Origin of the sequence: Oceanobacillus sp. AG (assembly GCF_009746545.1) — a bacterium.
In the GTDB taxonomy this organism is placed as follows: Bacteria; Bacillota; Bacilli; order Bacillales; family Amphibacillaceae; genus Oceanobacillus; species Oceanobacillus indicireducens.
In genome coordinates this window covers 99,286-122,565 of record NZ_WOWT01000003.1, presented here as the reverse complement: position 1 = coordinate 122,565, position 23,280 = coordinate 99,286, and the positions used below count along the sequence as shown (strand labels likewise).

The following is a 23,280-nucleotide window of genomic DNA, read 5'->3' as shown; positions in this document are numbered from 1 at the left end:
GAAAGACTCATCTACTTATGACAATTTTTCAAAAACCCGTTACTTTATTTTGCACAAAGCAACGGGAATTATTATCATTACTTTATTTTGTGGAAATTGGCAACGTGAAGGTGAAATTCTCTTCCGCTGTCAGCTCTCCATCTTTATAGGTTCGTTCACTAAATACAACATCATACTCCCGGTTAATCAGAACGACCGTTGCTGAGCGAGTACCGTAGTTAGGCGTTTTAATAAAGGATGCGGATAATTTTCGTTCAAGTTCTAATCCTATACCCGTATTCGGCAGCATTGAATCAGGAGCTTCTTCTTCATTTTCGAGAATATGGAATAAATCGTCTGTTTTTACATGGTCGGTTTGACGTAGATAATCGTCCAACCTTGTTCTTCCTTTAACGACTTTCGGCCACGGTGTGTTTAGTGTTGCGTTGCTTAAACTATGTGGCCCTGCTGGCACTTCAGTAATCGTATTGTCTGCATTATTATAATGAAAGAGTCCGCTTGTATCACCAACGAGAATGTTGAATCCGGCATAGGCATCTCGCTCGTTACGGATTTTTTCAAGGAATTGGTTAGGAGAAGTGGTTGTCGATAGAAATTCATGCACAATATGCCCTCGTGACTTTTTATCTTTCCCTTCAAGGGAGAAATCACGAATATTTGTGAGAGCAGCAAATCGTCCTTCTTTCGTAATGCCAAGCCAAGTCCCTTGCTGGAGCATATCACGTCCGGCAAGAAGAAAAGGTGCATCAGGCCAATAGTGAGCTTTCTCGGTAGGTCTGTCGTAGAATTCATCCCGATTTGCGGCAACAATTAATTTATAATTCGGATGGTCTTGTAAATGAAAATGAATTAAACACACTACTAATCACCTCTTAACAATATATTATACGCTCGGCCATTCCCGTCCACCAATTTAAAGCTTTACAATCGTCACTCATCTGACAAACAAAGTGGAGTGTCAATGATAAGCCAAATGTTATAATGATAATAATTGATTTCAAAACGGAGAAAGAAGACATCATTTATGTGGAAAGTTCATTGAAAGGGTGAACAGCTACTATATTTACAAATCGTTGATGAACTAGAAAGGAAGATTTCAGATGGTGAATTCCCTTAAGGAAAAATTACCTTCTGAAAGAAAATGAGCTGAACAATTGGAGGTAAATCGAAGTGCCGTTGTTTTAGCTTATGATGAGGATGCTTACAAATGAAGAAAGATATATTATAATTGTAATTACGATGATAAACTAAGGTCAAAGTGTAGTATTTTCAATTCGTTTGTGTTGTAATAGAAGCAGGAAATACCTTATTAAATTCAGTGGTCTATTAGATATATTTCAACTGAAGGAGGAGGGCTTCTTGTGGAATTAAAGATGGAATGGGAAGGGAAAAGAGCTTTTAGCGGTGTAACTCCCTCAGGATATCCATTCATTACAGATGGATTGCCAGAGTTTGGTGGAGAGGGGCGCGGACCGACTCCAATGGAAATGTTGCTTGGAACGGTGATTGGTTGCACCGGAATTGATATTATTTCGATTTTAGAGAAAATGAAACTTGCACCGAAGGCCTTCCATGTCAAGGCAAAAGGAGACAGATCTCAAAGTCATCCGCGTCGTTATAAGGATATACATCTGCATTACACAGTGAACGGTGACATCCCGGAAGATAAATTATACCGGGCGATTGAGTTATCGTTAAATAAATATTGCTCCGTTGTTTATTCATTGAACGCGGAAATTACAGCAAGTTATTCATTGAATGGAGGAGACCAGGTCACAATGGACCTTGATTAAGGGGGAAAATGATGCTTGATTTTAATGCTTTTACAGTTGGTTTGATTATAGTCGTTTGTGTTATTGCAACGGTTCTGACATATAGGGTTTTAAAAGAAGAAGAACACAAGCAAAAGGCATACAAAGAAAGTGGTCAAACGATAGAAGACGAACTGCAGCGATCTTTGGAATATGAAACATCTTCTTGGAGCAGTAATGTACCTATTATGTCTTGGATATATATCGTTGCAACAGTTCTCTCGATTATCGCATTTGTTATTTATATGGCTTAATGGGACAGTATGGTTGCTGTCTCATTTTTCAGTGTATAAGAAACTAATATTCAGTGGGAGTGGTAAGGAAACCCCCACTGAATGAGTTTCACTTTATTAATAGTCTAGGAGAATAGGAATGTATCAGAATTCAGAACGATTTTTGACTGCCTTTAATCGAATCGAGAAGAAGTTACGGGCAATTATTAATAATGGACGGAATATTGGTTTTTCCAAAATGGTACATATGTTGAAGAATAGAAATGCGATTGTTGGAAGATATAGTGATGATCTGCTTGAATTTGCAGAATTACGAAATGCGATTGTTCATAATAAAGTCGATATGGCTCATGTAATAGCAGAACCGCATGAGTCTACAGTAAAGTGGGTGGAACGAATTGAAAAAGAATTGCTCCAACCAAGGATCGTGTCACCGAAGTTTATTAAAGAGGTCATTTCATTTCAGCATGACGAACCATTAACCAATCTACTTGCACTTATTCATGAAAAGAAAATATCAAAGTTTCCGGTTTATGATCATCAGGAATTCAAGGGGCTGATCAGTCAACGGGCGATCACTTTTTGGCTCGCCGGCAATATGTACGCAGCAAATAAAATGCCAATGGAAGTGACAGCGGGGGAAGTCCTCGAATATGAAACGAATGATAATTACCGCTTTATTGCAAAGAATACATCTGTACTAGAAGCGATCGATATTTTCAAAAAACAATTTGGCAGAGGGAATCGCCTGGAAGCCTTACTCATTACGGAAAGTGGTAAGGAAACGGAGCCCTTGATTGGAATCATTACGAACCTAGATATTATTGGACTCAGACAGCCAAATTAACAATAGTAAACTTTTACCATTGCGTTTTTTTAAGATAAGGTATAGAATATGATTACAAGCTACAATGTTCGTATGGAATTAAGTTTTAACCTCTAAATAATGAATAGGGAGTTTTATATCGAAGTTGGAATGTCGGGCCGTCTTTGAACGGAAGACAAGAAGGCTTCTGCAAACACCCACTTGAACAAAGTGAGTGGTTTAAAACTTTTTATTTCAGAAATACGGCAATTGTGGCTGTACCTACATATTATAAAAGGCTGATTTCCTTACTGGAGATTAGCCTTTTTTTGTTTGTTCGTACAGACGTTGCGAAGACAATCACATACTTAGCTTGTAAGGACGCTAACACTTTGATCGTGGTTAAAATGCTCATTCCGATCCATAGACAGAACGGATCTCACCACCTATAATCGAGATATAGAAAAAAGAGCGTTTTACAGATGTTGGGAGTGGGATTATGGGTGGTTTTTTAATATTTTACATCATATTTATTGTGCTTGCCTTAAGTACCGGAATTATCTTTTGGGTAAGGTATCAGTACCGGATACTCTCGGTATTATCGCTTATCTTTGCATTGCTGGCACCTCTTCTACTCCTGTTGACGGTTGCGCAGCGGGAAAAGAAAGAAGCCGGTGCATTTAGTTACTTAATGGAACAGGTAGGGGCTGGAAACACTTGGGCCCGGATTACGTTCATTATTCATATTTATCTTGTTGGTTGGATGTTATTTCTAACCGTTCGCCTGATCATTTACCTTGTGCAATCACCAGATGTTAGAGTGAAATATAAAAAACTACTAGAACAGATCCATAAATTAAAGCGGAAGAAGGAGGAAGGGACATGACGCTTCATTAGTAAATTCGTCGTGTTCTTATTTTTTCTTGCAATGTTTCTGTCTTTTGCATATAATAACAGTAATTCGAAAAAGCAAATAATAGCGATGAAGAGGGAAAAGTAGGATAGTCGATTTTTGGATAGAGAGCTTCGGCTGGTGAAAAGAAGCAAAATTGACGTCACGAACAATGGCCTCCGAGCTGCAGACTGAACGGAATCTAGTAGGTTGTGCCGAGTTGGCGACTCGTTATCAAAACTAAAGTATAGATGTTGTACTTAATGAGGCTGTAAGTGTGAACTTACAGTGAAATAAGGTGGTACCACGAATTGTAAACCCGCGTCCTTATCAATTATGATATTGACGTGGGTTTTTTATGTTTTGCGAAGAAGGGGAGGATTTAGTTGAATAAACATATCGTTCTACAAACAGATTTCGGATTACATGATGGGGCAGTTAGTGCAATGAACGGGGTTGCTTTTTCCGTTGATTCAACACTTAGGATATCTAATTTAACACATGAAATCCCGCAATATAATATTTGGGAAGCATCGTATCGTTTATACCAAACGGTTGCTTACTGGCCAGAAGAGACCGTGTTTATTTCCGTTGTCGACCCTGGTGTCGGAACGGAACGTTTAAGCATTGTGGCGAAAACAAAGGACGGGCATTATATCGTAACACCGAATAATGGGACACTTACCCATCTTGCACATAGCACGGGGATTGTTGCGGCTCGCGTCATTGATGAAAATATAAATCGCCTCCCCCGATCTGGTGAATCGTATACATTCCATGGCCGTGATGTATATGCCTTTACGGGAGCAAGACTTGCGGCTGGTGTAATTAGTTTTGAGGAAGTCGGTCCGGAACTCTCACTTGACGATGTGATAAAGCTAAGAATCCCTGAAGCGACATATTCAAACGGTATTATTCATGGAAATATTGATATTCTCGATAGCCGTTTTGGTAACTTATGGACGAATATCAATCGCGAACTTTTTAAAAAAGCAGGCATTGAGTATGGAGACGCGGTTGAAGTGACGATTGTGCATAACTCGACAAAAGTATATAAAAATTTAATTACTTTTGATCGATCATTTGCAGACAGGCGCCTTGGTGAGCCCTTATTATTTGTGAATTCCATTGATAATCTGGGAATAGCGATCAATCAGGGGTCCTTTGCCGATGCGTATCATATCCGTTCTGGGGTGAATTGGACGATTATAATTGAGAAATAATCTAACTTAGTTGTCATGAGTTTGTTAGAAGTTCACAGGCAGGATTCCGGAAAATTACGCTATACTATAGACATAAATTCACAGGAGAAGGTGAATCTATGCTGGAAATTATTTTGGATGAATTTCATTATTCCACGCTTTGGAATGGTGGAATCCTAATTTATATCGGTTTTATTTTTATTATTTATTTTTTATTATTGCCACAGAATAAAAAATATCCGGTTGGGAAACAAATTATGTTTGTCGCAGGTATGATTGCTGTATTTGCAGCGCTTGGCAGTCCGATTAATGTAATTGCAAGAATTAAATATAGTTATCATATTATTCAGCTTGTATTATTGGTGCTTGTAGCGCCTCCATTGATTATCATTGGTTTTAAAATAGAGATATTTGAACATGCAAAGAAAATTAACATCTTAGATAAAACACTTAACTTTTTAGCAAAACCGATTGTCGGATTTTTAAGCTTCTTTATCCTTTTCTATACTTACCATATTGCAAGTGTATTTAATTTTGCACGACTGGATTTATATATTAATTATTTCTTTATGCTTGCATTGCTTATCGCAGGAATTCTATTATGGATGCCGATTGTGTCACAGCGCTTTTTAAACACCAAGAAAAAACAGCTGTATATCCTATTCTGCATTCTTTTCTTTATACCGTATAGCCTGGTTTTGTTGTTATCAGACAAGAGTCTCTACCTTGTTTATACAGATGTTGAATTGTTTATGCAATCCCTCACGGTCTGTATGCCAAATATAAAAGAATTACCGCCCGAATTTGCAGCAGCCCTCTTGCCGTTCAATCCGGAAGAAGAACAAATGCAAGGTGGCGTGATGCTTTTAATCAGCCAGCTCATTTTGTTTGGCATCGCTTTTTTCGCGGCATCGATAACTCGTAAAGAAAAAATACATATTTAAACATGTATTTGAACACTTTTAAAACATTCAACGATAAATGGAAGGTATTTGCCCAGGAGGTGTGGCGGATACCTTCTTTTTCTAATATAATAGACTAATAGAAATCGAGAGGAGCAAGAGTTTGAAGAGAAAGAAGTGTTGGTTGAAAGTTGTCGGAATCTTACTTGTCATTCTAGTGATATTGGATGTTGGAGCTGGAGTCTTCTTTTATAAATTGGCGATTGAACGGGGAACAAAGGAATTCTTGACTGGAAACGCAGATTTGGAAGTTTCTGCTGAGGCGATGGATGTATTTACGAAAGGGGATTGGCGTTCGTGGGCCGATACCCAGGACTTTGAATATTGGCAAATGGAGTCGTTCGATGGACTTACACTTCAAGGTTATTTTTTAGAAGCAGAAGAACCGACAAATAAGACGGTTGTCTTCGCGCATGGTTATCTTGGGCGCGCTCAGGATATGGCTTTATTTGGACAATATTATTATGAAGAGCTTGGGTTTAATATGTTTACCGCAGATAGCCGTGGGCATGGTTTGAGCGAAGGAGATTATTATGGTTTCGGTTGGCATGACAGGCTTGATTATGTCGCTTGGATTGATCGGATTATTGCTGAACTCGGTGAAGATACAGAAATAATACTTCACGGTGTATCGATGGGGGCGGCAACGGTTTTAATGACGCTTGGAGAAGAACTGCCAGATAATGTGAAGCTTGCCGTAGCGGACAGTCCGTATTCTAGTGTCTATGATTTATTTGATTATCAGTTGGATCGTATGTTTAATCTACCAAGCTTCCCGATCCTTCCAACAATGGGAATGGTAACGGATTTTCAAGCAGGTTATTCATTGAAAGAAGCATCTGCACTTGATCAGGTTGAAAAAGCTCAGGTACCGATCCTTTACATTCACGGTGGAAAAGACACCTTCGTTCCAACCGAAATGACGAAAACACTTGTTGAACATACGAAAACAGATACAGAGATGCTGATCGTACCCGGAGCAAACCACGGCGAATCCATCGTCCTCGACCGCGAAGGTTACCTTGAAGCCATGAACAGCTTTTTTGATAAACATCTTTATTGATAGACAAGTTTAAATATAGGACTGGAACATAGCTATTTTATCCATAGTAGAATAGTTATGTTCCAGTTTTTTAATTAACTGGTAATAATCTTCATTGACCGAGAGTACAACTTTTGTTTGAACTGCTCTGTAGAGGCAAACGAGACGAGCGAATGGGGGGAAAGCCTGTTTGCTTTCCAATTGGTTCGAGAGAGATGGACTGATGGGAGAATAAAGTCCGTTTGTTTTCCAATTCGTAGGAGAGAGATGGACTAATGGGAGAATAAAGTCCGTTTGTTTTCCAATTAGTACGAGGGAGACGGGTTAATGGGAGAATAAAGCTCGGTTCTTTTCCCAATCGAACAAGATGAGCGTACAAATTGGAAAATAAGAGTTGTTTGTTATCCCAATTCATCGGGTTGAGTATTCTGATGGGTTAATAAAACCTGTTCTTTTTCCATTACAGTGACGTGAGTGGACTAATAGGAGAATAAAACGATTTGTTTTCCGATTTGAACAAGAAGTGTGCGCTAACGAGATCATAAAGCAATTACTTTACATAATTATCGAGAAGAGATGTGAGTTAATATCTCCCAATCCGATTTTCATAGCGAATCATCCACTGAGATAAAGGAGGGTAGGTAAAATTTATAAAAATTAATTATTTATTTTTATAAACGCCGTTGCATATTTATGCATAAGTGTGTATAATGATGAATAATTAATTTTTAGAAAGCGAGTTGTTCAAATTGAGGAAAGCGGCAATCATAGGTGGAACGGGGTACGGGGCGATTGAATTAATCAGATTGTTACATAACCACCCCAAACTAGAAGTGACAAAGGCAATTAGCCATTCCCAAAGTGGTGAAGTCCTTTCATCAATTTACCCGCATTTGGAGAAACTACATGAAATTAAAATGGTAGATTTGGATATTAAGAGTTTAGAAGCTGAAGTAGATATTGTCTTTATCGCGACTCCAGCAGGCGTTGCAAAGACAATCGTACCCGATTTACAAGATCTCGACTTGCAAATTGTCGATTTATCCGGAGATTTACGGTTATCTTCACGGGATGTTTATAAGGAATGGTACGGGAAAGAAGCGGCACCACAGGAAACGATTAATCAAGCTGTTTACGGTTTAACGGAAATTTATAAAGAAGAAGTTCAATCCGCGAAAATCATTTCCAATCCGGGCTGTTTCCCAACATCTGCATTACTCGGGACGATACCAGCACTCGAAAAAGAGCTCATTAGCCCAAAAGGAATTGTAATTGACGGGAAAACGGGTATATCCGGAGCAGGCCGGACACCTACAGGTACGACTCATTTTCCGGAAGCGAATGATAATGTATTACCATATAAAATTGGCAGGCATCAGCATATACCTGAAGTCGAACAATATTTGTCAAAAACAATTGATGAGCAAGTAACTACGATTCTTACAACTCATCTTATCCCTATGACACGGGGATTGATTTGCACGATTTATGCTGAATTAAATCAAGACATAACGACAAAAGAAGTAATCGAACTCTATGAAACGTATTATAAAGAAGATAAATTCATCCGCGTCTTGAATGAAGGCGAGTTCCCGGCAACAAAAGCGGTGCAGGGAAGTAATTTCTGTGATATCGGCATTTGGGTGGACAAAAGAAGTGATCAATTAATCATTGCTGCGGCGATTGATAACCTAGTGAAAGGTGCAGCCGGTCAGGCAATTCAAAATACGAATCTCATGAACGGCTGGGAAGAAGACCTTGGTCTCGCTGTCGTTCCAATGTATCCATAGGAGGATTTTACAAATGACTTCAGTAAAGGAAAAACAAATAAAAATATTGGAAAATGGCAAAGTAACGACACCTAAAGGATTTCAGGCAGGGGGCGTCCATACCGGCCTCCGGAAAACAAAGCTTGATTTCGGCTGGATTCATTCCGAAGTACCAGCGACAGCGGCGGGCGTTTATACATTAAACGCATTTAAAGCTGCTCCGTTGCAAGTGACAAAAAATAGCTTAGATAAAACCGGAAAAATTCAGACTCTTGTTGTAAACTCTGCGAATGCGAATGCGGTCACGGGTCCACAAGGAGAGAAGAATGCATTAGAAACCCAAAAGTTAGTTGCCGAGAAAAAGGGGGTCGAAGTAGATCACGTTGCTGTTGCTTCGACCGGAATCATCGGTGTGCAACTTCCTATGGAAAAGCTATACAAAGGAATCAATTGGATGGATGAAGCGGAGAACCAAGGTGCAGAACGGTTTGAGTCAGCAATTTTGACGACAGATACGGTAACAAAAAACGCAGCAGTCGAAGTTGAAATTGACGGGAAGCTGGTCACAATTTCGGGAGCAGCAAAAGGTTCTGGGATGATTGCGCCAAATATGGCAACGATGCTTTCCTTTATTACAACCGATGCTGCCGTGGAGCTGTCAAGCCTTGAGGCAGGTTTACGCCAGGTAACAGATAAATCTTTTAATATGATTACCGTTGACGGGGACTGCAGTACAAATGATATGGTCCTAGTCCTTGCAAATGGATTACAGAAAAACCAAACATTAAATGAATCTCATCCGGACTGGGATCTATTTCTTAATGGATTGCAATATGTTAGTCAAGATTTAGCGAAGCAGATTGCAAAAGACGGGGAAGGGGCAACGAAACTTATCGAAGTGCAAGTAAAAGGTGCCGGAACAGACAAAGCGGCAGGGGAAATTGCTAAAGCAATCATTTCCTCGAATTTAGTAAAAGCTGCTGTTTACGGATCAGACCCGAACTGGGGACGGATTGTCTGTGCGGTCGGTTATAGTGAACAGCCGATTGAAGTCGATAAAGTTTCCATTGCTCTTGGAGATTTACAAGTTGTAGAAAATGGTTTACCAATCGACTTTGATGAAGAAGCGGGAACAGAATATTTACAGCAAGAAACGGTAACGATTCATGTTGATTTACAAAATGGGGCGGGGGAAGCAACGGCATGGGGTTGTGACTTAACCTATGACTATGTGAAAATCAATGCTTCCTATCGAACGTGAGGTGAGAAAATGGAGATTATTGTTTTAAAAGTTGGCGGCAGTATTTTGAAGAAACTTCCGACAGCTTTTTTTGAAACAGTTGTTCAATTAAAAAGAAGCGGAAAAATCCATCCGGTTATCGTGCATGGCGGGGGACCGGAAATTAATCAGGCACTGACAAAAATGAATGTAAAAAGTGAATTTGTAAATGGCTTGCGAGTGACGACGAAAGAAGTGCTCGAAGTAGTTGAACATATTTTAAGTGGAAGTGTGAATAAACAAATCGTATCGAAGCTCCAACAAAGCGGTGGTACGGGAATTGGTTTAAGTGGAGTGGATGCTGCACTATTAAAAGTGATACCAAAGGATTCTTCAGGGAAGCTAGGCTATGTCGGAGAAGTGAAAGAAGTAAATGAAGATTGGCTCAAGTTAATTATTGAAAATGGTGGAATCCCGGTTGTTTCTCCGATCGGTATTCATGAATCGGGTCAGCATTACAATATTAACGGGGACACGGCAGCAGCGGCAGTAGCAGAAAGTTTACAGGCTAAGCTTGCTTTAATCAGTGATATTCCAGGAGTATTGGAAGAGATTCAAGGAGAAAAGGTATTACTCCGACAACTGACGAAAAAGGAAATTGAAGCAAAAATTTCAGCGGGAATCATATATGGCGGCATGATTCCGAAAGTATATTCCGCTCTAAAGGCACTTAACGGCGGTGTGAAAGAATCCGTAATTTTAAACGGACTTACACCTGAAGATTTAAAATCCTATATTGCAGGGAAACGTGTCGGGACTAAGATTGTGATCGGGGAGGTCCAGCATGTCTAATACATTAAGCAAAACAACAAAGTCTGCAGTAATGAATACGTACGGGCGCTTTCCATTAACGATTGTAAAAGGGAAGGGAAGCTACGTCTGGAGTGATTCAGGAGAGAAATATTTAGACTATACTTCAGGTATCGCCACATGTAACCTCGGTCATGTTCCAGCTCAAGTGCAAGCAGCGTTACAGGAACAACTGGATACATTGTGGCATGTATCGAATCTCTATCATATTCCGATTCAAGAAAAGCTCGCAACCATCTTAACAGAGAATAGTATTTTTGACGCTGCATTTTTCTCTAATAGTGGAGCAGAAGCGAATGAAGCAGCGATCAAATTAGCGAAGAAGTATGCGAAAGATCAGGGGAATGTAGAACGGACGGAAATTGTCACCTTCAAACAATCTTTTCATGGAAGAACAGGGACGACACTTGCAGCAACGGCGCAGGAAAAGATTCATAAGGGCTTTACACCGATTGCGCCAGGTTTCCGTTACTTGCCCTATAATGATATAGAAGCACTGCAAGAAATTCATAATGGCAGAACAACTGCTGTTCTCCTTGAACTTGTCCAAGGAGAAGGTGGAGTGAATCCCGTTCAGCAGGCTTGGGTGACAGAACTTGCAGCAATCTGTAAGGAAAACGATATTCTACTCATGCTGGATGAAATTCAGACGGGAATGGGAAGAACCGGCACACTCTTTGCTTACGAACAATTTGGGATTGAGCCGGATGTCATTACGCTAGCGAAAGGGCTTGGTTCTGGTTTTCCGATCGGTGCAGTGCTGGCGAAGGACAAAGTGGCAGCAACGTTCACACCAGGAACGCATGGCAGTACCTTTGGTGGAAATCCACTTGCAGCTACGGCGGGTTATGCGACGGTAAAGTCGATGCTAACAGATAAAATATCTGAGCATGTGCAAATGTTAAGTGAATATTTCTTCAGCAAGTTAAATGAGTTGAAAGAAATATATCCGGAAATTAAACAAGTAAAAGGAAAAGGCCTACTTATAGGCCTTGAAATGGAAAAAGGAGCGGGAACGTACATTATTGCTCTTAGGGAGAAAAATGTACTTGCATTATCCGCAGGCGAGCATGTTTTACGGATATTACCGCCGCTTACAACCACGACAGAAGAGATTAATGAATTTCTCAAGCAATTTGTAGAAGTTATGAATGAAAAGTGAAAAACTAAATAACACGACGATAAGAGGATAGGATGCAAAGGCATCTATCCTCTTTTTACACGCCTTAAATTTATTAATAATCCTTTAACTACTGTAGCTCTTTTCTCCACTGTCTAACTCTACTTACGGTTATACCAATTATATTGGCAATTTCTTCGTCTGACATCCCTTTTTTAAGCATATTTAAAGCAATATGTTTTCGTTCTTGTGCTATTCCTTCCGCTCTTCCCTGATCCCGATAAGTATTTGGCAACTCTAACACACGATCCGCTTCCTCACGTGGAAGCTTGTTAATTTCCTCATGCATTTGCTTTTCCTCCTTCTCGTTTAGCTTTAAATAGGTTTCGAAAAATCCATAGATTAATTCCATTTTCGCAGGGTCTAATTCCATTCGAGAGACCATGCGGAGAAATTCTAATTTCACTTGTATACGTTCTTTTTCCGTATAGTTCATCTTACTTAAGAATGCTGCTACAATCGGATTTGTCATCTTAATATACTTACGCCAGTTTTTATTAATTAAATGAAGTTGTTGAAAGTGAAAGTCAATGATGCGGATGGTTGGTAGATCGATACTAAACTGTGTAGGCAGTTCTTTCTTTTCATTATAACTGAAAACAGCAATCGGTAGAATTGGTTTGCGGTATTTTTCGTAGAGACGGGTATTGTAGATAAACATACGTTCGTTAAATTCCTCTTGATAGTATGATTGTGGCTCGACATGGATAAGGATAATCGTGTCCTCTCCTTTAATTTTTACTTCTGCAAGTATATCAATGCGTCGTTTTTCACCTTTTAAGATATCGGTGAAAACCTCTTGATCTAGAAAACTTACAGTAGAAAAGTTGATATGCTCATACACTTCGGGGAAAAAGGCTTCCATGAAATCTTGAAAAAAGACTTGAATGACTTCTTTAAATAGGCGGTCGTGGTCGGTGTATGAGGGTTTTCTTTCGAGGATAAATGCGGTTGTTTCCAATCATTATCAGCTCCTATATTATATTGTGCCGCTATTATATCATAGAATTAAAGAATAATTCTAATATTAAGTTCAACACTTTTAATGAGAATATTGCCTAATATCCGATTTCCGATATATGATGGGATTATAGCAACTTTACTATTAACCATCATATTCATTATAATTTAGTTATCTGTACAAGGAGAATCTGCAAAGCCGATTAATGAATTCACAGGCAGGGTGATAATAGCAGGGATTCCAGCACAACAATTGCAATGCTGTTGATAATTTATATGGTTTTTAAATATTCTGTTCATCTATAAGTGGCATTTTATTTTGTATCAACCAATAGTTAATGACGTCTTTTATTATCAGATTGATTTTGCTTCATTTTTACAATTGGCATAGATATAATCTGTAAATGGTTAAACTGTTGTTGAAAATGGTTATAGTATAAATAAGAGTATGCTTGAAATAAAGGTGGTGGAAGAAATGGCTATTCATAAGGAAGATTTATATCGAATGCTGGATTCCTTAAGCAATGAAGATAAGAAAGCAACCCTTGATTTTATAGAATTTTTGATTGAACGCTCGAAGAAACAAAAGCCCAAACCATGGCAAAAGATTGATGAATTAGAAAGTGCTCTCAAGAAAGAATTACAACTGGGTTAAAAGGATTGACGATATACCGTAGCATAACTGGGAAATACCTACTTCTTCTCTTTACTATAAACTAGTTTTTGTAGTTTTTTAGCATACCTCGGAAAAACTGGATCATAGTGTTTAGTTAATTGATCAACCACACGCACTATTAATCGTTTGTTTTCAGAACTATCCGATTCATATCTTGTCTCAATTACTTTATAATATTTTCGCTACAATATGAAGTGCGTGAAAAGCCTTCTTCCAGTAAACTAACCTCTCCATAATCGTAAGTAACCATGTAGTTACTGTAAAAGTATTCCAATACATTTTGAATTGCACCCTGCTTATCACTTTTGATGAATTTTCCGCTTCCTCATAAGACTAGCTGTCGGAATATGGATTTTTGAACATTGTCAAGGATCGTTTATTACACCGTCTTCGTAATTTCTTTAGAAGTAACAGATATGTTTGTGGAATAATGGGAAAAATAATCGGTGATCCAAATAACAGTAAAGCTAGGCACTTAAACATTCTGTTCATCTATCAGTAGCTATTTTATTTGGAATTATGGGTTGGGGTTTCTTTTTAATCATTCAAAAATATTTTAGCGAATTATTTTTCTCTTAAAATGGAAGTGTAAGAATTGTGCTTAAACGTAATGAAGAGTTGTTATCCCTGTTCGATCGGACAGCGGAAGTCTTAAGAAGCTGACTTTTTCTAATAATGTAAGATTGTCGTAAACTATTTCGTATTTCGAATCAATTGGAAAGATGAGTGGATCCTAATAAAAATACAGCTTTCCCAAATAGGAAAAGCTGTAGATCTTCATTCTGATGTTTTTATTGCTCCTGCATCGGCTGGCTCACTGGTTCAATACCGGCATCGACGGCATACGCATGTTGAATCTGCTTCGTAATTGGCCCCGAGGAACCATTATGAATCGTGTGACCATCCACATTAATAATCGGTGTGATTTCGTTTGTACTACTTGATAGGAAAACCTCATCGGCATCTTTAATATCGCCTACATGGTAAGCTTCTTCAATAAAAGGAATCCCCAACTCATCAGCAAAGCGCTCCACTGCCAAACGGACACATCCATGAAGGATGGCGCTCGTTGCTGGATGAGTATAGATCTTACCATTTTTTACAAAATATACGTTTGAAGCACTACATTCCGTTACGGTACCGTCCTTATGAAGAATCGCTTCAAAACAACCTTGTTCTTTCGCTTCCTGTTTAGCCATTAAATTTGGTAAAAGATTCAAGCTTTTAATATGGCAATGACTCCAACGGATATCCGGCATTGTAATAACGGGAACACCATGCTTCATCAATTCCACATTTCGTTTCGCTGGTTCGAGATACGCATAGACATTCGGTGTAATATTGTCTGGAAAAACATGGTCTCTTGGAGCTGATCCGCGCGTAACCTGTAAATATACTTTTCCATCTGTTTTCATTTCATTTTTTTTAAGCAGCTCTTCAAGTGTGTGAATAAAGTCTTTCCTATTATACGGAAAACTTAATTTAATTTCAGAGAGGGAACGATAAAGCCGATCGATATGTTCATTAAGGAGATAATATTTCCCTTGATAAATTCGAATTACTTCATATACTCCATCCCCAAATTGCAAACCTCTTTCTTCAAAGGGATAATTTAATTTATCTTTATGCATAAAAGAACCTTGTGCAAATACGATTGGATAGACAGTCATCGGAAAACTCACCCTTCTGTATTACAAATTTATTCCTAGTCTATCGGTTTTACTTTTAAATGTAAATGGTTCCATCTAAATAAAATGAAATAATTTAATCGAATTTCTATAATTATTTTATGCCGATTAGATGAAAAGGTTAACTTAAAATAAAATTTAACTTGATTTATTTTTACATTGTTGTTATAATAATATTTGTCGTTAAAAAACGAATCTTGTTTGCGGGTGTAGTTTAGTGGTAAAACCTCAGCCTTCCAAGCTGATGATGAGGGTTCGATTCCCTTCACCCGCTCCATACATATGTGATTAACGCAGTGTCTCGTAAATGCAATGGTTTCGAGGCGCTGCGTTTTTATGTTGTAATATTTAATGGGTGCTGTGGATTGCAAGAAGGATTTTTACAATATGCAACATCTATTCAATGTGTTGAAATGAGCATTAAGTGGGGGTATTACAGACCGTTAATACGTGATAAAGTGAAACTTCATTCAGTGGGGGGCCTTAGCCCCACTGAATGTTAGTTGAACAGAATCAGGTATTTACGGACTGTATATCCCCATCTTCCACATATTGGTTTCCTTTCTGTTTAGAGATGGGGTATTATAGACCGTTAATACGTGATAAAATAAGAGAATTATTATGAGATGAAGGAGGTGGTCGTTGTGAGGATAGATGAATTGAAACAGGAAATTATTGAATATAGCAAGGAAATTGGGATTGATAAGATAGGATTTGCTTCTGCCGATGTGTTCAGTGAACTCCGAGAAAGGTTGCGCCGGCAGCAAGAGCTAAATTACCAATCCGGATTTGAAAAAGGCACGATAGAAGAACGGACTGAACCCACACGCCTGCTTCCAGAAGCCCAGTCGATCATCTCTATCGCAATTGCTTACCCGAGCCGAATTAAAAATCAAATCCGCGGTACAAGAGAAGAAAGGCGAGGAATCTTTGCACGAGCATCTTGGGGTGTAGACTACCATGTTGTACTTCGCGACCGGTTGGAAAAGCTTGTTGAATTTATTCGAGAGAAAGTTCCAGAGGCAAATACGAAGGTGATGGTCGATACTGGGGAACTTTCCGACCGAGCAGTCGCAGAACGAGCAGGCATTGGTTTCAGTGGAAAGAACACATCCATTATTACGAAAGAGTTTGGTTCCTTCGTTTACCTTGGTGAAGTAATCACAAATCTGCCATTCATACCGGATGAGCCGGTCACAGATAGCTGCGGAGATTGTACAATCTGTATGGACGCTTGCCCGACAGGGGCGCTCATTCAGGGTGGACAGCTGAACGCTCAGCGCTGTATTGCATTTCTTACCCAAACGAAAGATTTTTTACCAGAACCTTTCCGGGATAAAATCGGGAACCGGATTTACGGTTGTGATACTTGTCAGCAAGTCTGCCCTTGGAATAAAGGAGTCGATTTCCATATCCATCCGGAATTAGAACCGGATCCGGAAATCGCGAAGCCGAAACTAAAACCAATGCTACGAATCTCCAATAGAGAATTTAAGGAAAAGTTTGGTCATTTATCTGGGGCTTGGCGTGGCAAAAAACCACTCCAGCGGAATGCACTGCTTGCCCTTGCCCATTTTAAAGATAAAACGGCGGTTGAAGAAATAACGATCGTAATGAAAGAGGACCCACGACCAGTGATTCGTGGAACAGCTGCATGGTCTCTCGGTAAAATTGCAACGCGTGAAGCCCACGAAGCGATCAGGGAGGCAATGCAGACGGAAGAAGATGAACAAGTACTTTATGAAATGGAAAAAGGTCTAGAATTCGAATTGCGAGCATAAAGTGAAACTTCATTCAGTGGGCATCCTTACCCCCCACTGAATGTTAGTTGAACAGAATCAGGTATTTACGGACTATGTAGCCCTACCTTAACATTTTGTTTTTCCCTCTTGTTTAGAGGTGGGTATTACAGACCGTTAATACGTGATAAACAGTGAAAGAAATAGGTACAAGCATGCTCCCATATACTTTAATGGGGGCGATTTTTATGTATTCACTTAAGGAATATTGGCTTGGAGTCTTTTCAAATGAAACAGAGCAGCCAGAATGGTGGCAGCGAAAACTTGCCTTATGGGAAAGAGAAAAGGCGAGTATCGTTAAAGTTAGTGGGAGAGGTGAACTGTTTCGTAAACTTCGATTCGATGATAAAACCTTGCAGGAATATTTGCTCCATATTAGTTTTTTAATAAAACAAAAAGAGCATTATCATTTGGAAGAACAGCTTATCTCTTATCGTATGGAACTGAAAAATGGAAAAATAATAAAACATGAGGAAATTCCAAGGGAGCAGCCAGCGAGAGAAAATCCGAATTCATTGTTGGAAGATTCAGGTGGCGTGAGACAGGACTTTGTCTATGACAGAAGAGAAGCGGTCCGCTATGCTGAACGTTGGTGGAATAGCCATAATCCAGATTTCCGTGTATTTGAAGATGACTGCACAAACTATATTTCTCAGTGCTTGCTTGCCGGAGGAGCCCCGATGCGCGGTGCCCCAGTGCGAGAACGTGGTTGGTGGTATACAGGCAATAGTTGGAGCTTCAGTTGGGCGGTTGCTCATTCGCTGCGCTGGTATTTAAGTGGCTCGACATCGGGACTTAAGGGGAAGGAGTTACAAAGCCCAGAAGAGCTGCTGCTAGGGGATGTGATCTGTTATGATTTTGAGGGAGACGGGCGCTGGGATCATAATACGATTGTTGTAAATAAGGATGCAAATGGCATGCCGCTTGTGAATGCCCATACGAATAACAGCAGAAATCGCTACTGGACTTATGAGGATTCGGCTGCTTGGACACCGAATATTCAATATAAATTTTTCCGGATTGGAGAGTAGCGTGCTATAATGAAAAAGTTGAACAAGTTTTAGAAATTAAGGAGATAGAAAAGTGAGTTTACATGTCGTATTATACCAACCAGAGATTCCTGCAAATACAGGTAATATAGGGAGAACGTGTCTCGCAACCGATACGAAGTTGCATCTTGTGCATCCGCTTGGATTTTCGACAGATGATAAAATGTTGCGCCGGGCTGGGCTTGATTATTGGAAGCACCTGGATGTTGCTGAACATCAATCGATTGAAGAGCTATTTGAAATCTATCCAGAGGCTGAATTTTATTATATCGAGAACTTTGGTACGAAACATTATACGGATTACGATTTCAGCAATACAACAAAGGATATTTTCTTTGTGTTCGGCAGGGAATCGACCGGTATACCAAAAGAGTTAATTGCAGGCAAAGAAGACCGTTGTCTTCGGATCCATATGAATGATAAAGTGCGTTCACTCAATTTGTCGAACACAGCGGCAATCATTATTTATGAAGCGCTAAGACAACAGCAATTCCGAGGATTAGTCTAAATATGAAAAAACCGCCATCTAAAAATCGATGACGGTTTTTTAAGTTACTGATTATTTCTAGGTACTCCTGGTTTTGCTTCATAACCAGATGTGAAACAGGAAACGAGGAATGTAATGACAACTCCCATAATTAATGCTAATTTCATTGAAAAGTCCTCCTTCAGCTATATGACCCTGACACAATAATTATTATATGATTTTATTATAAAGGATTCAACTTGAATTGTGAACTACCAACCTAAATTGTCAGATATCACCTGCTTTTAAGTTACCAGTGAAATGTAAGGGTTATCATTGATTCTGTTCTGTTTTTTAAGGTTGAATCGTTGTAAGTCGCATTATTTTCATGTATATTTATAGGTGGGACGCATAACCGTCCTTACAAAAATATTAACCGTTTACAAGGACGGGCAATATTACTTCAATGGGGGTATCAAAAGTGATACAAAATGGGGAATCTGCACAACAATTTTGGCGACAGATTTACGGACCAAACAGGGGGTATATCGAAGAACAATACGAATTGTATAAGGAAAACAGTGAAGCAGTAGAAGCTTCACTTCAAGAAATTTTCAATACATATGGAGCACCTTCATGGCTGTATAACGGGGATAGCGGTACTGCGGCACAGGCAGGAACCGAAGCAGTAAATGACGTAGATATGAAAAAAATCACCTCAGCTTTGAAATATGTTGAGGCTATTCGTCGTTATGGGCATACTGAAGCTGATATTTATCCTGTCGGCGGCTATAAAGGTGAAGGTGATAAATTTTTAGATTCGAGCACGTATGATTTAACAGATGAAGATTTAAAAGCGATCCCGGCTAAATGGTTATGGGATAAAGCACCAGCTGGTGTGGATAATGGTTTGGAAGTTATTGAACGTTTAAAGAAATATTATACAGGAACGATTACATTTGAATATGAGCATGTTAACAATCATGAAGAGAGAGAATGGTTTATCGATTTAATAGAATCAGGAAATGCAAGGGTTGAACCGACAGACGATGAAAGAAAACGATTATTGAAACGTCTCGTTGATGTGGAAGGGTTCGAAAACTTCCTTTCCAGAACGTTTGTCGGACAAAAGCGTTTCTCCATTGAAGGTCTTGAAGTGATGGTGCCGATGATTGATGAAATTGTGAATCATGCGACACAGGAAAGCATTGAAAATATCATGATGGGAATGGCTCACCGTGGTAGACTCGCTGTCCTGGCGAAAGTACTTGGTAAGCCATATGATAAGATTTTTTCGGAATTCAATTATTCATCCGATAAGGAATTAATGCCTTCAGAAGGCTCTCAATCCATTAGCTATGGCTGGACAGATGATGTGAAATATCACTACGGAGCAACGAAAGCATATCCGAGCGATAAAGAAGTAAAAACGAAAATTACATTAGCGCATAATCCATCCCATTTGGAGTTTGTTAATCCGGTAGTCGAAGGATTTGCACGTGCTGCACAAGATGATCGTTCGGAAAAAGGATACCCGAAAAGGGATTCAAATAAAGCGGTCGCAGTACTTATTCACGGCGACGCAGCTTTCATTGGAGAAGGTGTCGTTGCAGAGACGCTCAACTTATCCAACCTACCGGGATATAATACGGGAGGAAGCTTGCATATTATTGCGAACAACCTAGTCGGTTATACAACAGATAGGGAAGATGGACGCTCGACACGTTATGCAAGTGACTTGGCGAAAGGATTTGAAGTGCCGGTTATCCGTGTGAATGCGGATGATCCGATATCTTGTATTTCTGCGGTTAAAATTGCGTGGAAATATCGTCAGAAGTTTAAGAAAGACTTTCTTATTGATCTCGTTGGTTACCGTCGTCACGGTCATAACGAAATGGACGAACCGCGGACAACCCAACCGAAACTATATAAAGAAATTGATAATCATCCGCCAGTGGCAAAAATCTTTGCTGAACGTCTGGAGGAAAGAGGAACGATTGAGCAAGGTGAATATGAGAAATTACAGAAAGAAATCTATAATGAGTTATACGGAATTTACAGCAACATGAGTGAAACGGAAATCGGTACACCAGAACCACCAACGATGCCAGAGTATCTGTTGAATGGACTGGATGGCCATGAGACAAAAGTGGACGAGGACGTATTGAAGGAACTAAACACACAATTGCTGGAACGACCAGAAGGATTCACTGGCTTTAGAAAAACGGAACGGGTTTTAAGCCGTCGTGCAAAAATGCTTGAAGATGGCAATGTACTCGACTGGGGCGCAGGAGAAGCGCTGGCATTTGCTTCCATCATCCATGATGGTATTCCGATTCGTATTACCGGACAGGATACGGAACGAGGAACCTTTGCGCATCGTCATATTGTCCTGCATGATGTGAATACAAACGAAAAATATTGCCCGATCCATGGCCTAAAGGATGCGAAGGCTTCGTTTGATGTCCGTAACAGTCCACTTTCAGAGGCTGCAGTACTTGGATTCGAATATGGTTATAGTGTCTATTCACCTGATACACTAGTAATCTGGGAAGCTCAGTTTGGAGATTTCGCGAACGTTGGGCAAGTCATTTTTGATCAGTTCATTTCTTCCGCAAGAGCGAAATGGGGAGAAAAGTCCAATATGGTCATGCTTCTTCCGCATGGTTATGAAGGACAGGGACCGGAGCATTCAAGTGCAAGGTTGGAGCGCTTCCTTCAATCTGCTGCAGAGAATAACTGGATTATTGCAAATGTCACATCATCTGCACAGCTATTCCATATTTTACGCAGACAAGCTGCGCTAAGAGGCCGTAATGAAGCTAGACCATTAGTGATGATGACACCGAAGAGTAGTATGATTCGAAATCCAAGAATGGGAGCAGAGGCGAAAGAGTTCTCAGAAGGTAAATTCATGCCGCTGCGCCAGCAACCGAATTTTGAGCCGAATCGTGAAAAAGCTACACGTCTTCTAATCGGAAGCGGTAAAGTAATGGTCGATATTGAAGAAGAGATGTCCGAGTCGAAAGAGAATTATGATTGGCTCCAAATCTTACGAGTCGAACAGCTTTATCCATTCCCACAGAAAGACTTGAAAGCCGAATTAGATAGATTACCCAACGTGAAAGAAATTGTATGGGTACAAGAGGAACCGAGAAACATGGGGGCATGGGATTTCGTAGATGACTATTTACGGAATCTGTTGAAAGATGATCAAACATTACGTGTAATTAGCCGACCTAGAAGAGCTGCACCAGCAGGAGGAGTTCCTAGCTTCCACAAGGCAGCACAAAGCAAGATTATTAACCAGGCATTAACACAAAACTAAGGAGGAGTTACTGGTGCAAGATATCAAGATACCAGAATTAGCTGAATCAATCACAGATGGTACAATCGCAGAATGGCTAGTTAAAGAGGGGGAAAAGGTAGAAAAGGGCGACCCGCTCATTGAACTTGAAACAGATAAAGTAAACGTAGAGGTTAATTCGGAGTTTACCGGAGTTATTACAGAAATACTAACACCAGAAGGCGAAGATGTAACGGTAGGGGACGTTGTTGGCAAGCTTGATGAAAATGCAGAAGCAGGTGCAACGAGCACATCAGAGCAGAAACAGGAAAAAGCTCCCGTGAAAGAAGAAGCGCCTGCTCCTAAAGAAGAAACAGAGGCAGCACCAGAAGTGGTGGAGTCAGAAGAAACAGGTACAAACGGCGTAATTGCAACACCAGCAGCAAGAAAACGTGCGCGTGAATTAAATATTGACTTAAGTTCAATTGCTCCAGTTGATCCGTTAGGGCGTGTTCGTCCAGAAGATGTGGAGCGGGCAGCACAACAACAAATTGCAGCGGCAGAAAAAGCGCAAAAACAAGCAGAAGCAGCACCAAAACAAGAGAAGACGGAGTTTACGAAGCCAGTTGAACGCGTGAAGATGACCCGTCGTCGTCAAACGATTGCAAGAAACCTTGTAAATGTTCAGCAGGAAGCGGCGATGCTTACAACATTTAATGAAATCGACATGTCGGCAATTATGAAATTACGCGCGGAACGGAAAGATAAATTCCTTGAGAAGAATGGAGTAAAACTTGGCTTCATGTCCTTCTTCACGAAAGCTGTTGTCGGTGCACTTAAAGAATTCCCATTGCTCAATGCAGAAATTCAAGATAATGAACTAGTTATTAAGAAATTCTATGATATCGGGATTGCAGTATCAACAGAAGAAGGACTCGTTGTTCCAGTTGTCCGTGACGCAGATCGTTTGGACTTCGCGGGAGTAGAGCGAGAGATCATGAACCTTGGTATAAAGGCAAGGGAAAACAAACTATCCTTATCCGACCTGCAAGGAGGAACATTCTCCATTACAAACGGTGGTATCTTTGGATCAATGTTGTCGACTCCGATTCTGAACGCACCGCAAGTAGGAATTCTCGGTATGCATAACATTGTAAAACGCGCAGTTGTTATGCCTGATGATACGATTGAAGTCCGTCCGATGATGTACTTGGCACTTTCTTATGATCACCGTATTGTAGATGGTAAAGATGCAGTACAGTTCCTTGTCCGTATTAAACAAATGCTAGAAGATCCATACGATTTATTGCTTGAAGGTTAATAGATTAATCGAAAGTTTATAAAGCGAATCTGTTAGGGAGAGCCCCTGAT

Annotated in this window: 21 protein-coding genes, 1 tRNA gene, 1 other RNA gene and 1 other annotated feature; of the genes, 19 read left to right on the top strand and 4 right to left on the bottom strand. The window is 39.9% G+C overall.

Annotation, left to right across the window (positions count from 1 at the left end):
* Nucleotides 1-82 precede the first annotated feature (82 nt).
* Complete coding sequence (locus GN217_RS01910) at nt 83-859, bottom strand: NRDE family protein (RefSeq protein WP_156854727.1); 777 nt, start codon at nt 857-859, stop codon at nt 83-85.
* Between the two features lie 502 nt (nt 860-1,361).
* On the opposite strand from GN217_RS01910, the gene GN217_RS01905 reads away from it, so the two are divergent.
* The 12 genes from GN217_RS01905 (at nt 1,362) to GN217_RS01850 (ending at nt 11,967) form a co-directional block, all read left to right on the top strand.
* The gene (locus GN217_RS01905; RefSeq protein ID WP_156854725.1) at nt 1,362-1,793 is read left to right on the top strand and encodes an OsmC family protein; all 432 of its coding nucleotides are present in this window, start codon (nt 1,362-1,364) and stop codon (nt 1,791-1,793) included.
* A gap of 11 nt (nt 1,794-1,804) precedes the next feature.
* Nucleotides 1,805-2,065 (top strand): hypothetical protein, encoded by a 261-nt coding sequence (locus tag GN217_RS01900; protein WP_156854723.1) that lies wholly within the window; start codon nt 1,805-1,807, stop codon nt 2,063-2,065.
* A gap of 118 nt (nt 2,066-2,183) precedes the next feature.
* On the top strand, nt 2,184-2,891 hold the full coding sequence (locus GN217_RS01895; RefSeq protein WP_156854721.1) for a CBS domain-containing protein: 708 nt from the start codon (nt 2,184-2,186) through the stop codon (nt 2,889-2,891).
* 53 nt (nt 2,892-2,944) lie between these two features.
* Nucleotides 2,945-3,132, top strand: a non-coding RNA gene (ssrS, locus tag GN217_RS01890) — 6S RNA.
* Between the two features lie 216 nt (nt 3,133-3,348).
* Complete coding sequence (locus GN217_RS01885; RefSeq protein WP_156854719.1) at nt 3,349-3,735, top strand: hypothetical protein; 387 nt, start codon at nt 3,349-3,351, stop codon at nt 3,733-3,735.
* A gap of 87 nt (nt 3,736-3,822) precedes the next feature.
* Nucleotides 3,823-4,073, top strand: a binding site (T-box leader).
* A 54-nt stretch (nt 4,074-4,127) separates the two neighbouring features.
* The gene (locus GN217_RS01880; RefSeq protein ID WP_156854717.1) at nt 4,128-4,964 is read left to right on the top strand and encodes an SAM hydrolase/SAM-dependent halogenase family protein; all 837 of its coding nucleotides are present in this window, start codon (nt 4,128-4,130) and stop codon (nt 4,962-4,964) included.
* A 98-nt stretch (nt 4,965-5,062) separates the two neighbouring features.
* Entirely contained in the window at nt 5,063-5,887 is an 825-nt protein-coding gene (locus tag GN217_RS01875; RefSeq protein WP_156854715.1) for a cytochrome c oxidase assembly protein, read from the top strand.
* A 121-nt stretch (nt 5,888-6,008) separates the two neighbouring features.
* Nucleotides 6,009-6,968: an alpha/beta hydrolase gene (locus GN217_RS01870; protein ID WP_156854713.1), complete on the top strand. Its 960-nt coding sequence runs from the start codon at nt 6,009-6,011 to the stop codon at nt 6,966-6,968.
* A 728-nt stretch (nt 6,969-7,696) separates the two neighbouring features.
* Nucleotides 7,697-8,737: an N-acetyl-gamma-glutamyl-phosphate reductase gene (gene argC / locus GN217_RS01865; protein ID WP_156854711.1), complete on the top strand. Its 1,041-nt coding sequence runs from the start codon at nt 7,697-7,699 to the stop codon at nt 8,735-8,737.
* Nucleotides 8,738-8,750: 13 nt separating this feature from the next.
* A complete protein-coding gene (gene argJ / locus GN217_RS01860) occupies nt 8,751-9,977 on the top strand; it encodes a bifunctional glutamate N-acetyltransferase/amino-acid acetyltransferase ArgJ (RefSeq protein WP_156854709.1) in 1,227 nt (408 codons plus the stop codon).
* Nucleotides 9,978-9,986: 9 nt separating this feature from the next.
* Nucleotides 9,987-10,787, top strand: a complete 801-nt coding sequence (gene argB / locus GN217_RS01855; RefSeq protein ID WP_156854707.1) for an acetylglutamate kinase — start codon at nt 9,987-9,989, stop codon at nt 10,785-10,787.
* Nucleotides 10,780-11,967: an aspartate aminotransferase family protein gene (locus tag GN217_RS01850; protein WP_156854705.1), complete on the top strand. Its 1,188-nt coding sequence runs from the start codon at nt 10,780-10,782 to the stop codon at nt 11,965-11,967. The genes argB and GN217_RS01850 overlap by 8 nt, the downstream gene beginning before the upstream one ends.
* A gap of 88 nt (nt 11,968-12,055) precedes the next feature.
* Here the strand turns inward: GN217_RS01850 and GN217_RS01845 are convergent, their stop codons facing one another.
* Nucleotides 12,056-12,946, bottom strand: a complete 891-nt coding sequence (locus GN217_RS01845; protein WP_232334295.1) for an Rpn family recombination-promoting nuclease/putative transposase — start codon at nt 12,944-12,946, stop codon at nt 12,056-12,058.
* Between the two features lie 474 nt (nt 12,947-13,420).
* On the opposite strand from GN217_RS01845, the gene GN217_RS01840 reads away from it, so the two are divergent.
* On the top strand, nt 13,421-13,600 hold the full coding sequence (locus GN217_RS01840) for a hypothetical protein (RefSeq protein WP_198042560.1): 180 nt from the start codon (nt 13,421-13,423) through the stop codon (nt 13,598-13,600).
* A 189-nt stretch (nt 13,601-13,789) separates the two neighbouring features.
* On the opposite strand, the gene GN217_RS19145 is transcribed toward GN217_RS01840, so the two are convergent.
* Together GN217_RS19145 and dat are read right to left on the bottom strand one after the other, a co-directional pair.
* Nucleotides 13,790-13,912 carry a hypothetical protein gene (locus GN217_RS19145; RefSeq protein WP_255454332.1) on the bottom strand — a complete coding sequence of 41 codons (123 nt, stop codon included), beginning with the start codon at nt 13,910-13,912 and terminating at the stop codon, nt 13,790-13,792.
* A gap of 500 nt (nt 13,913-14,412) precedes the next feature.
* On the bottom strand, nt 14,413-15,291 hold the full coding sequence (dat, locus tag GN217_RS01835) for a D-amino-acid transaminase (protein ID WP_156854701.1): 879 nt from the start codon (nt 15,289-15,291) through the stop codon (nt 14,413-14,415).
* 221 nt (nt 15,292-15,512) lie between these two features.
* Between dat and GN217_RS01830 the strand changes: the two genes are divergently transcribed.
* The 6 genes from GN217_RS01830 to odhB all read left to right on the top strand — a co-directional run bounded on the left by GN217_RS01830 (nt 15,513) and on the right by odhB (nt 23,230).
* Nucleotides 15,513-15,586: transfer RNA gene (locus GN217_RS01830), tRNA-Gly, on the top strand.
* Between the two features lie 349 nt (nt 15,587-15,935).
* On the top strand, nt 15,936-17,090 hold the full coding sequence (gene queG, locus GN217_RS01825) for a tRNA epoxyqueuosine(34) reductase QueG (protein WP_156854699.1): 1,155 nt from the start codon (nt 15,936-15,938) through the stop codon (nt 17,088-17,090).
* Nucleotides 17,091-17,242: 152 nt separating this feature from the next.
* Nucleotides 17,243-18,139, top strand: coding sequence for an amidase domain-containing protein (locus tag GN217_RS01820; protein WP_370459687.1), 897 nt, complete (start codon nt 17,243-17,245; stop codon nt 18,137-18,139).
* A gap of 52 nt (nt 18,140-18,191) precedes the next feature.
* Nucleotides 18,192-18,665: a tRNA (uridine(34)/cytosine(34)/5-carboxymethylaminomethyluridine(34)-2'-O)-methyltransferase TrmL gene (gene trmL, locus GN217_RS01815; protein WP_156854695.1), complete on the top strand. Its 474-nt coding sequence runs from the start codon at nt 18,192-18,194 to the stop codon at nt 18,663-18,665.
* 439 nt (nt 18,666-19,104) lie between these two features.
* Nucleotides 19,105-21,951 (top strand): 2-oxoglutarate dehydrogenase E1 component, encoded by a 2,847-nt coding sequence (locus tag GN217_RS01810; protein ID WP_156854693.1) that lies wholly within the window; start codon nt 19,105-19,107, stop codon nt 21,949-21,951.
* A 13-nt stretch (nt 21,952-21,964) separates the two neighbouring features.
* Nucleotides 21,965-23,230: a 2-oxoglutarate dehydrogenase complex dihydrolipoyllysine-residue succinyltransferase gene (gene odhB / locus GN217_RS01805; RefSeq protein ID WP_156854691.1), complete on the top strand. Its 1,266-nt coding sequence runs from the start codon at nt 21,965-21,967 to the stop codon at nt 23,228-23,230.
* Nucleotides 23,231-23,280 lie beyond the last annotated feature (50 nt).

Excerpts from the sequence above, each read along its gene's own strand:
- queG (WP_156854699.1), top strand. The coding sequence starts at position 15,936 with ATGAAGGAGGTGGTCGTTGTGAGGATAGATGAATTGAAACAGGAAATT.
- GN217_RS01875 (WP_156854715.1), top strand. The coding sequence starts at position 5,063 with ATGCTGGAAATTATTTTGGATGAATTTCATTATTCCACGCTTTGGAAT.
- dat (WP_156854701.1), bottom strand. The coding sequence starts at position 15,291 with ATGACTGTCTATCCAATCGTATTTGCACAAGGTTCTTTTATGCATAAA.
- GN217_RS01840 (WP_198042560.1), top strand. The coding sequence starts at position 13,421 with ATGGCTATTCATAAGGAAGATTTATATCGAATGCTGGATTCCTTAAGC.
- GN217_RS01885 (WP_156854719.1), top strand. The coding sequence starts at position 3,349 with ATGGGTGGTTTTTTAATATTTTACATCATATTTATTGTGCTTGCCTTA.
- argB (WP_156854707.1), top strand. The coding sequence starts at position 9,987 with ATGGAGATTATTGTTTTAAAAGTTGGCGGCAGTATTTTGAAGAAACTT.
- GN217_RS01900 (WP_156854723.1), top strand. The coding sequence starts at position 1,805 with ATGCTTGATTTTAATGCTTTTACAGTTGGTTTGATTATAGTCGTTTGT.
- argJ (WP_156854709.1), top strand. The coding sequence starts at position 8,751 with ATGACTTCAGTAAAGGAAAAACAAATAAAAATATTGGAAAATGGCAAA.
- GN217_RS01850 (WP_156854705.1), top strand. The coding sequence starts at position 10,780 with ATGTCTAATACATTAAGCAAAACAACAAAGTCTGCAGTAATGAATACG.
- GN217_RS01895 (WP_156854721.1), top strand. The coding sequence starts at position 2,184 with ATGTATCAGAATTCAGAACGATTTTTGACTGCCTTTAATCGAATCGAG.